We start from the raw sequence: 10,420 nt of genomic DNA on the forward strand, positions 1-10,420 counted from the left end.
TCGGGCCTGGCGGCATACCTGCGTGGTGACCTCCGGTCGCTCGCCTGTACCGGGTGCAGGGAAGACGAGGCTCCCGTCTCCGAGCTTGGCGGCATACCTGAGTGGTGACCTTCGGTCGCTCGCCCGTGCCGGGTGCGGGGGGACGCAGCTCCCGTCCCTGAGCCTGGCGGGCGCCCCAGCGCGACGACCTCGGGCGGCTCGCCCCTGTCGGGTGCGGGAAGACGAGGCTCCCCTCCCCGAGCCCGGCGACATACCTGAGTGGTGGCCTTCGGTCGCTCGCCCGCCCTGGCTGCTGAACAGGAGACTCAGGGCAGGTGACGACCTGCCCTGAGCCGCGGAAGGTCCTGGCCTGACCGGTCCCGCCGTGAGGCGTCTTTACATGGTTAGCGCGGGCGGTTCCGGACCAGGATCCGGAGCCGCCCGGGGTCACCGGCCGTTGAGCCGGTTCGCCGGTGGGCGCTTCGGCTTGGGCCACTTGTCGCGGGACGCCGCATACGTCCCGCGATACGGGACCGTGAACACGTAGCTCTGTTTGCGCAAGGTCGCGATCGCCTGACGGACGGTCGCCTTGGCCACCCCGTATTCGGCCATCAGGGCCTTCTCGCTCGGCAGGGCACGGTTCGCGGGGAACTCGCCTGCGCGGATCTTCTCCGCCAATGCCTTCGCGATCTGCTGGTAAACCGGGAGCTCCGATCGCGGGGTGTCGGGGGTGCCCACGAAGGTGCCCTCGCCCTGGATCGTGTAGGCGAGCCCCTGGTCGCGGAGCTCACGGGCCACCCGGCGGGCGGTCATGCGCGCGACGTTGTATTCGGCTTCGAGTTCCGCCTCGCTGGGGATGGCGTCGCCGGGACTCAGCTCGCCGTCGGCGATCTTCCGCCGGAGCTCCTCGGCTATCTGCTTGTAGACCGGCACAGGTCCCTCTCGGTCGAGCATCTTCGTATCCTAGACCAAACAGTACGTATATCCAGAAACCAGACACTTGCTAAGTCTCTATAGACGGCGACTAGACCTATAGGTAGATTGAGAGTCAAGACACACGGCACCACTTCGTGTCGGTGACGACGAGATGATCGAGGAAGGTGAGGCCAACGATGTCGGAAGCGCGTCGCAAGTGGTCGGTCGCGACCACGTCGGCAGGGCTCGGGTCGACGGAGCCGCTCGGGTGGTTGTGCGCCAGCCCGAACGCCGCTCCTCCCGAGGTCAGCACCGCGGTGATCACGTCGCGGACCGGAAGTGAGGTGTGGTCACTGCCGCCCTCGGTGACAACGAGCTGGCGCAACACCCCGCCGCCGGCGTCGCAGACCACCAGGACCAGGCGCTCCTTGGTCTGCTCCCGCAGGAGCGGGGCCACCAGGGCGGCGAGATCGGCCGAGGCGGTGATGCGCAACGGGCCGGGGCTGGTCTGCGAGCGGCGTACGAGATGAAACGCCGCCGCCACCCGGGCGGCCTTCGCCGGCCCGACCCCCGGAACGCTGAGCAGCCGATGCGGCTCGGAACGTGCGAGTTCGCCGAGATCGCCGCAGTGGGAGATCACCCGCGAAGCGAGCTCGACGGCACTCATGCCGCGGCTGCCCGATCCGAGGAGTATGGCCAGTAATTCACGGTCGGCCAGGGCGTTGCCTCCTTTCTCCAGCAGACGCTCACGAGGCTGATCGCCAGCCGCCATGTCCTTGACCCGCAACCCCATGACGCACGTTTTACCATCACCCACCGACGTTCTTGCGGTGCCCGCATTTGTCCATCCGGTATGCGGCTGAAAGTGGTTTATGTCCCAGGCGTAGGTGTGACGCGATTTCCCTGATTGGAACTGCTTGTTCCAGCAGGATGTCCAGTTGCCTCGTTCGCGAGAGTATGTCTGCGTCACTGCCGTCTGGGAGTGTTCTCTGATGCTCCTGTACGACCTGGCCCAGGCCAGGGAGCCTGCCGTGCGCCCGCGTTGAGAGCGTGTGATTGCTTTCCGTGGGGCTGAATTGACCGCCATCCTCTGTTTTGCGGGGATGTTGGCTGGTCTCGAGCGGCGGGCCATTTCCACCACAGAGAACGGTTGCCACCCTGTTCGTGCCGAATGATCAAAATGCGTTACCCAAGCAACGCCTGTGCTCTCATGTCTGATCCGCATCAGATACATGCCATTGTCGGAATCGCACTCCTTTGGCCATACGACGGGAAGTGGCCAATTATTTGCCCGCCCCCATCCTCATGCGCTCGCCGCTCCGCATCGCCCCCATCTGTCGGGGCGGCGAGGGCCGGTCGCTGGAACTCACATCAGGACGAGGGAGAGTTCCAGCGGCCGGCGGAACCCACGCGACGTCGGCAGGGGTGCAGGCCGAACATCTTGCCTTCGGGTTGTCGCCAGAGCGGAGCCCCACAAGCGCTCGCCACTTGTTTGCCTTGACAGGTGGCGAGGGCCGGCCGCTGGAACGCGCGGCAGCTTCCAGCGGCCGGTAGACCCTCTGCTGGCGGTGACATCGACGTCCATGGTGTCTGCGGCAAACCGACGAGGCTGTCCCATGCCATGGCAGACCTGCTGGCTTTGCGAACAGGTGGAGACTTTTGCGCCGGAGCCGCTCTGGCCGCGATGGGGCAGCCAGCGCTGAGGCATGCAGCGGTGGGCTAGGAGTGGTTACGTCAGGAGCGTGAAGCATCCAGCGACGGGCTACCAGCGGTGAAACACCCAGGGTGGGGCATCCAGCGGTGGGCTACCAAGTGGTGAGGCGGCCAGTGGTGAGGCGGCCAGTGGTGAGGCGGCCAGTGGTGAGGCGGCCACTGGTTGCGCCAGAAGCGGTGAGGCAACCTGCGGTGAAGCAACCCAGCAACCAGCGGTGAAGCAACCAGCGGTGGACAGGCAGTTGCGGGGCGGGCAGTTGCGGGGCGGGCAGTTGCGGGGCGGGCAAGGGTGTGCCAAGCGCCGGGGCCTGGTAAGGGCGGGCTGCGCAGTGAAGTGGCAGGCGGTGGTAGGGCGACCAGCGGTGGGCCGTGCGGTAGAAATCGGATGAGATTGCTGTGTGGCCCGGTAGCAATGCAGAGATTGCTCTCGTCTAGTGCTGTGACCGGCAAGGACCACCGGGCTTGGGAATGATCGTCACGAGCCAACAGCAGTTCTATGCACGGCAAAGGTTTGCGGTCCCGCCCTAGGTGGTGCTTGGTCTGCCGGAGCCTCGACTAGTAGCGCAACTTTGACGCGTCTGCCGTCTGGAACCGAAGGCACACAAGCTGGTTAGCGCGATGCGCGCCCTCCACGGGCGCGTGAGAAACCTGCAGGTGCGCCGCAGCACCTGTAGCAGCCGATTTCTGGATGCCAGATGCACCCCTCATGCCTCGTCTCATCGCCTGCTGTTTGTGATCCGTTTCTCCGTTGTCGCTGAGTAGCCATGCAGCTCGGTCTTCGAGCTCCGGGCTGGATACACCCATGCGAGGTTGCGAGAAGTTGTTGATCTATTGGCGTGAGAGGGCGGATCGGGTTCATGAATCTTCGTCGCCGGAGCCCGCTGGGTAGCTGGTCAAGCACGCTCGCATGCGCACTTCGTGTGGGAGGTTGAGACGTTGCCGGCGTGAGTCCGAAGGCTGGCGCTTGTTCCTTCAGTGGCCCCATGTAGCTGCTCCCGCAGGGTAGGGGCGAGCGGCCGCATGTTCTTCGATGGAGCCCATACCGGCCGCGCGTGTGGCTGGTTGGGAGCAACGCGGTTGAGCGATCGAGAGGGCGAGCGTTCATCATGAGTTCCAGCGAGCGCGGGCCCATAAGCCCCACCGAAGTGTGCTGCCGACCGCGAATCGGACGTGGCTCCGTGCACATGCCTACGTGGTGGCTGGCGAAAGTCAGAACGCGAGGTCGTCGGCCAGAGTGGCGCAGCTCGGAGGCCTGATCGCTCGCTGAAGAGCGTCAAAAGCCCATGCTGATGTCCGGGTGAGCGCGACATGCAGGGCCGGCGCTGCAGCGCCGAAACGCTACTTGCCGGCCTCACCCCAGGCATGACGCGCTAGTTCGTCGGTGGGAGAGCTTCAGCGACCGGTTGTCCTCAGAGGAAGAGCGGGAAAGGCGGGTTCGACATTGCAGGTGATCTTGGAGCAGGACATGCCGGAGCCCCGCGAAGCCCCGTTTCCTGAACGGCGAAGCGAATCGCGGGAACCTCCTCGAAGGAAGTTCCCGCGATCCGGTCGTACAGAAAAGGTAGTGAAGCCTGTTGGGAGGAGGGCCTCAGCGGTTGGTCAGGTCTCCGTAAGGTGCGGGGAGGGTGTAGACGAGCCGGAACTGGTCGCAGGGGATGATCACATCGCTGGTCTCCACGGGTTTGTCGCCTGCCCAGTGGGTGCGTTCCACGTGGAGCACGTGGACGCCGGCCGGCAGGTCCAGTACGTCGCTTTCCACGGGCTGGGGCACCCGCGCGTACACGTGTTCGGTCACCTCGGTCAGCTTCAGGCCGTTGCCGCCGAGGCGGTGGGCGACCTGGGTGACGTCTTCGGTGCCGTCGTTGTAGACGACGGGTTCGTAGGACACCGCGAGCTGCACGGGTTTGCCGTCGCTGCGATAGACGATGCGCGTTCTCGTGACGGGGGATTGGGCGGCGATGCGCAGGCGTATGGCGATGTCGGGCCTGGCCTCGGCGGAATCGGTCTTGACGTCACACGTCGGGCGGCGCCCGATGGCGTGCATGTCGGTCGAGAAGTGGGCCTGTGCACGGTGGAGCGGGAGCAGGTCCGGCCGTTGGCGGACCCGATGGCCCGACCCGACGCGGCCGATGATCAGCCCTTCTTGGGCCAGCACTCGAAGTGCGTGGCGGGCGGCGGTTTCGCCCACGCCGTACTTCCGGGTGATCTGGTGCCGCGAGGGAATCGGCGCTCCGGGTTGCAACAGGCCCTCCGTTATCTGACGGCGGAGGTCTTCGACAACACGCAGGTAAACCGGATCGGAGTTGGCCACTTATCCATCCTTGGACTGTAAAGCGTTAATTCCGATCCTCCCGTATCCGATGCACAACCCAGAGTAATGGCCATCAGTTGTGATTCCAACTTTACTCTTGACCTGTGGAGGATCCTGTCGTGGATCGTCATACTTTGTCCCTGCCTGGACGGGCCTCGATGGCAGCCGTGGCCAGGACATTCGTCCGCCGCTACCTCGATGGGCACCCTCTGGTCCATGATGCGGAGGTCGTCGTTTCTGAGTTCTTCTCGAATGCCATTCGCTATAGCAGAAGCCTCAATGGCGGTATTGTCCGCATTTGCGTTATTAAGCTGGAACGCTCCGTTCGTATAGAAGTGACGGACCCTGGCGGCGGGGCGGGCGTACCGCACGAGAAACGCCCTTCACCCGGCGATGAGCATGGCCGCGGCCTGGGGATCGTCCGCTCGATGGCCACGGCCTGGGGGCATGAGGGTCTGGGAGATGTGTACGTCACCTCCTGGGCCCAGCTCGACGATCCCTTGGCCCGGCTTCGTCCCCTGCCGCAGATCGGGCCCGGCTGGTGTCCGTCTCGATCCGACCCTGTGCGGGATTCACCGCTGAGCGTGGTCGGGCCGGCTTCGCCGGGAGATCTGCTGAGGCGGGGTGGTGTCGTCGACTCGATCGCTCGGCGCGATCAGTAGGCGCCCGCTTCGGCGTGTCCCTATCCAGTGCGCTGGGGATGGTTTTCGGGCCCCTTGCGCTGTCGATTAGGGACAAGCGGCGCGCGCTGAATCGGCCCGGCGCTCGTAGTTCCTGAAGCGTTGTCGATTGATCCGTTTCGCGACATTTTGTGATTGAGCGGGCGGATTGGGGTTGACCTGTTGTCACCAAATAGTCGGGCAGGAAGTCGAGTTCTCAGCTGCGGTGGCATGGAGGTCAGGTGAGTGGATTCGGGCGCTGATCATGCGCCCGTCTGGTGTCGGGGACAAGCGGGTTCCGGATGGTGACCATGAATCCGGGCGCTGATCATGCGCCCGTCTGGTGTCGGGGACAAGCGGGCTCCGGATGGTGACCAAGATCCGGGCGCTCTGCCACGAGGGCTGGAGCACCCCGCCTTCGGTCTCCGAGAGAGTTCATGTCCAAAGCGGGCGACATGTATAGCGCCAGGACTTGCTTACTGACGTCCACGCTGCCGAGAGGGCACACAGGTCTGCGCTGGACAGCGTTCTGAGTCTTTCCGCATTCGCGAAAGAGGAGGCGCGGGGTTGAGTTGCGCCTGCTTGGACACCACGGGTATGCGGCGCGGCCTCCGTCCCTGATGCCATCCGGGCACGTCGAGCAGCCCGGCAGTGCGGCCAGCAGTGGCCCCGGTCCGGGCTGCGTCCTCGCTGAACATCAGGCTGCGCTGGCGCAGGCGCGACTTGTGGGCTTCTGTGAAGCGACTGCGGTGGGGAACCCTGCGGCGGCGTGCCTCTGGTGAGACGCCAAGCGGGTGCGGGACGTCACGCCACCGTCCTGCTTCGCCGCATCTGTGGCGGTTTCTAAGGGGCGAGCGTTCGGCCGAGGACCGCAGTTTGGACACAGGGGGACCTGAAGGTAGGTGGCGGGTAGCTGGAGGCATACCCGCGTGTCGTGAAATGTCGGGCCTGACGGAAAGGCTCTCCGGCCGATCCGGCTCGTCGATGTCCTGAAATATCGGGCGAGAAGCCCGCCGCCCCGCCCCCGCCTCACGTCAGAGCCGCGAGCGTCTCCCCCGTCTCCAGGTAGGTCTTCAGGTTGGAGAGGATCGCCGGCCACCCCTGGCTGATCTGGGGAAGGATGGCGCTGCCCTCCATGAAGTCGTCATGGATCACTGTCAGTTTCACCAGGTCATCCACCGGCTCCAAAATGAACGTCACCTTCGAGCGCGGCTCCGCGCGCCACGCCTCCAGCTTCTCCCCGGCAAGGTCAACGGCCGCGGCGAAGTCGTCGGTCAGCGTGTGCCACGTGTACGTCAGCCGCGCGAACGGCTTCGATTCCAGCACCACCTGGTGCTCTGGATCGTCCATCCGCACCTCACCCATGCCCCACGTCACCGACGCCCCCACCTCCCACGTCGACTCCAGCGACACGCCCCAGTAGCGCCGGGTGAACTCCGGTGTCGTCAGGGCCTCCCACAGGCGTTCGGGGGTGGTCTTGATGTAGGTCGTGTAGGCGAACTCGGTCGCGGTCATGGGCGCCTGCTCCAATGCTGTTCTGAGGTCGGCCAGGGCGCTCGCCCGGGCCCGGGTGTACTGGCCGAGCCAGCGGTCGGCGATGGCGTTCACGGGTTCCGCGTTCAAATAGTGAAGTTTTTCGCGGCCCCGCCTGGTCGTGGTGATCAGGCCGGCCGACTCCAGGACGGCCAGGTGCTTGCTCACCGACTGGCGGGCCATGGTCAGGCCGTCGCACAGCTGGCGCAGGGTCTGGCCGTTGACGGCGTTGAGCCGGTCGAGCAGCCTGCGGCGGCTCGGGTCGGCCAGCGCCCTGAACACGCCGTCGAACACGCCGTCGAACACACCGTCGAACACCTCGTCGCCCACGCCTTCGGACGATAGGCAGCCAAACGGCTGCATGTCAACGACGGAAAATTTCTTCCAGGAGTCTGTAACGCGGCCGTAAGACGGCTCGATTGAGGGATAGAGGCCGCTGATGTGTGTACCCCCGAGCACATATCGGCGGCCTCTTTCGTGCCCGGCCATCGATCCCGGTTATCCACAGGCGGGGTGGCGGGGTCCACCGTTTGGGCGGATCCGGGTACCGTTCGGTCTATGGCATCGCCAACTGGAACCTCTGACGCCCCCTTCGGCCGCATGCTGACCGCGATGGTGACCCCTTTCACCGTCGACGGAGCCGTCGACTACGACGCCGCCCAGCGGCTTGCCGGCTATCTCGTCGACGAGCAGCGCAATGACGGCCTCGTCGTGAGCGGAACCACGGGTGAGAGCCCGACCACCACCGACGAGGAGAAAGAGCTTCTCGTCCGGGCCGTGGTCGAGGCGGTTGGCGACCGGGCTTTCGTCGTGGCGGGTGTCGGCACCTACGACACCGCTCACAGCGTCAAGGGGGCGAAGGCGGCCGAGCGGGCCGGCGCCCATGGGCTGCTGGCGGTGACGCCTTACTACAGCCGCCCGCCGCAGGAGGGGATCTACCGGCACTTCGTGGCGATCGCCGACGCGACCGAGCTGCCGGTGATGCTCTATGACATCCCGGGGCGGTCTGTCGTCCCGATCTCGCGTGAGACGCTGATCCGGCTCTCCCAGCATCCGCGGATCGTCGCGGTGAAGGATGCCAAGGCAGACTTCCACACCACGTCCGAAGTCATGCTCGCGGCCGAGTCACTTGCCTTCTATTCCGGCGACGACGCGGTGAACCTGCCATGGTTGTCGATCGGGGCGGCCGGGTTCGTGAGCGTGATCGGCCACGTCGCGGGGGCCGACCTCGCGGAGATGATCGAGCGGTATCGCCAGGGTGACGTCGCGGGGGCCCGCGAGATCCACCGGCGTCTGGTGCCCGTCGTTTCGGGGATCATGAACCAGGCGGGTGGGGCGATCATGGCGAAGGCCGCTCTGAGACTTGTCGGCCAGGAAGCCGGTCCGATGCGGCTGCCGCTGGTCGAGGCGACACCTGAACAGATTTCGCTGCTCCGCGCCGACCTCGTCGCGGGCGGCCTGAAGGTCATAGGAGATTGAGTGCTTCTGGTTACACCCCATGATCTCGGGGTGCGTGCATGAGCCATCCCCATCCGGAACTCGGCCCGCCTCCGCGGCTGCCCGAAGGAGGCCTGCGGATCGTCGCCCTGGGCGGGCTCGGTGAGATCGGCCGCAACATGGCGGTCTTCGAATACGAAGGCCGGTTGCTGATCGTCGACTGCGGGGTCCTGTTCCCCGAGGTCGACCAGCCCGGGGTCGACCTCATCCTGCCCGACTTCGAGTACATCCGCGATCGCCTCGACAAGATCGAGGCCGTCGTGCTGACCCACGCCCACGAAGACCACATCGGCGCGGTGCCCTACCTGCTGCGCGAGCGGCGGGACATCCCGCTCGTCGGGACCAGGCTGACGCTCGGGCTCATCGAGGCCAAGCTGACCGAACACCGCATCCAGCCGGTCACGGCCGAGGTGGTCGAGGGGGAGCGGCGCCGGTTCGGGCCGTTCGAGCTGGAGTTCTTCGCGGTCAACCACTCGATCCCCGACGCGCTCGCGGTCGCCGTGCGGACGCCCGCCGGGATCGTGCTGCACACCGGCGACTTCAAGATGGACCAGCTGCCGATGGACGGCCGGCTGACCGACCTGGGCGGGTTCGCCCGGCTCGGCGCCGAGGGCGTCGACCTGCTGATGTCCGACTCGACCAACGCCGAGGTGCCCGGGTTCGTCACCAGCGAGCGTGACATCGCGCCGGTGATCGACGACGTGATCCGGGTGGCCGACAAGCGCATCATCGTGGCGTGCTTCGCCTCCCACATCCACCGCGTGCAGCAGGTCGTCGACTCGGCCCAGAAACACGGCCGCAAGATCGCCCTCATCGGGCGGTCGATGGTCCGCAACATGGGCGTCGCGCGGGAGCTCGGCTATCTCAAGGTGCCGGCCGGGATCCTGGTCGACTCGCGGGAGATCGAGGAGTGGCCGCCGGAAGACGTCGTGCTCATCTGCACCGGCTCGCAGGGCGAGCCGATGGCGGCGCTGTCGCGCATGGCCAACCGCGACCACCCGATCCGCATCGCCGAGGGCGACACGGTGCTGCTGGCGTCGTCGCTGGTCCCGGGCAACGAGACGGCGGTCAACAAGGTCATCAACGGGCTGACCCGGTGGGGCGCGAAGGTCGTCCACAAGGGCAACGCGCTGGTCCACGTGTCGGGCCACGCCGCCGCGGGTGAGCTGCTCTACGTGCTCAACGCCACCAAGCCGTCGAACTTCATGCCTGTTCACGGCGAATGGCGGCACCTGCGGGCCCACGCGCGGCTCGCCCGGCTGACCGGGGTGCCCGAGGAGAACGTCGTCATCGCCGAAGACGGGGTCGTGGTCGACCTGGTCGACGGCCAGGCGAAGGTGGTCGGCGCGGTCCCGGCCGGTTACGTCTTCGTCGACGGCACCTCCGTCGGCGACATCACCGAGGTCGCGCTGAAAGACCGGCGCATCCTGGGCGACGAGGGCTTCATCTCGATCGTGGTGGTCGTCGACTCGACCACGGGCCGCCTCACCGGAGGCCCGGAGATCACGGCGCGCGGCTCGGGCATCGACCCCGACTCGCTCGACGCGGTGATCCCGCAGATCGAGAAGGCCCTCAACGAGACGGCCGCGGCCGGGGTGGCCGACGTCCAGCAGATCCGCCGGGTGCTCCGCCGCACCGTCGGCCGCTGGGTCAGCGACACCTACCGCCGCCGCCCGATGATCATCCCGGTGGTCGTCGAAGCCTGACCGCTCACGACAGTGGCCCCTCCTTGCGAGGAGGGGCCACTGTGTGTTTCTCAAAGCTCTTTCTCCGTTACGGCTCCGCCTGGCCGGCCCCGCCCGCCGCCCCCGGC

7 protein-coding genes are annotated in these 10,420 nt (G+C 66.3%); 3 read left to right on the forward strand and 4 right to left on the reverse strand.

Annotated elements, in window-relative coordinates:
- Positions 1-426 precede the first annotated feature (426 nt).
- From AW270_RS32670 to AW270_RS32680, 3 genes are all read right to left on the reverse strand, one after another.
- Positions 427-933, reverse strand: a complete 507-nt coding sequence (locus AW270_RS32670) for a GntR family transcriptional regulator (protein WP_061299983.1) — start codon at positions 931-933, stop codon at positions 427-429.
- Between the two features lie 94 nt (positions 934-1,027).
- A complete protein-coding gene (locus tag AW270_RS32675) occupies positions 1,028-1,687 on the reverse strand; it encodes a JAB domain-containing protein (RefSeq protein WP_245674976.1) in 660 nt (219 codons plus the stop codon).
- Positions 1,688-4,195: 2,508 nt separating this feature from the next.
- Positions 4,196-4,918 (reverse strand): GntR family transcriptional regulator, encoded by a 723-nt coding sequence (locus AW270_RS32680; RefSeq protein ID WP_061299984.1) that lies wholly within the window; start codon positions 4,916-4,918, stop codon positions 4,196-4,198.
- A 104-nt stretch (positions 4,919-5,022) separates the two neighbouring features.
- On the opposite strand from AW270_RS32680, the gene AW270_RS38160 reads away from it, so the two are divergent.
- Positions 5,023-5,580 (forward strand): ATP-binding protein, encoded by a 558-nt coding sequence (locus AW270_RS38160; protein ID WP_157522945.1) that lies wholly within the window; start codon positions 5,023-5,025, stop codon positions 5,578-5,580.
- Positions 5,581-6,606: 1,026 nt separating this feature from the next.
- Here AW270_RS38160 and AW270_RS32685 read toward each other — a convergent pair.
- Positions 6,607-7,440 (reverse strand): ArsR/SmtB family transcription factor, encoded by an 834-nt coding sequence (locus tag AW270_RS32685; RefSeq protein ID WP_245674977.1) that lies wholly within the window; start codon positions 7,438-7,440, stop codon positions 6,607-6,609.
- Between the two features lie 228 nt (positions 7,441-7,668).
- Between AW270_RS32685 and dapA the strand changes: the two genes are divergently transcribed.
- Positions 7,669-8,589, forward strand: coding sequence for a 4-hydroxy-tetrahydrodipicolinate synthase (dapA, locus tag AW270_RS32690; RefSeq protein WP_061299985.1), 921 nt, complete (start codon positions 7,669-7,671; stop codon positions 8,587-8,589).
- Positions 8,590-8,627: 38 nt separating this feature from the next.
- Positions 8,628-10,313: a ribonuclease J gene (locus tag AW270_RS32695; RefSeq protein ID WP_061299986.1), complete on the forward strand. Its 1,686-nt coding sequence runs from the start codon at positions 8,628-8,630 to the stop codon at positions 10,311-10,313.
- Positions 10,314-10,420: the final 107 nt, after the last annotated feature.

Origin of the sequence: Herbidospora cretacea, from assembly GCF_001570605.1 — a bacterium.
GTDB classification, from domain to species: domain Bacteria; phylum Actinomycetota; class Actinomycetes; order Streptosporangiales; family Streptosporangiaceae; genus Herbidospora; species Herbidospora cretacea.

Excerpts from the sequence above, each read along its gene's own strand:
- AW270_RS32675 (WP_245674976.1), bottom strand. The coding sequence starts at position 1,687 with ATGGGGTTGCGGGTCAAGGACATGGCGGCTGGCGATCAGCCTCGTGAG.
- AW270_RS32670 (WP_061299983.1), bottom strand. The coding sequence starts at position 933 with ATGCTCGACCGAGAGGGACCTGTGCCGGTCTACAAGCAGATAGCCGAG.
- dapA (WP_061299985.1), top strand. The coding sequence starts at position 7,669 with ATGGCATCGCCAACTGGAACCTCTGACGCCCCCTTCGGCCGCATGCTG.
- AW270_RS32695 (WP_061299986.1), top strand. The coding sequence starts at position 8,628 with ATGAGCCATCCCCATCCGGAACTCGGCCCGCCTCCGCGGCTGCCCGAA.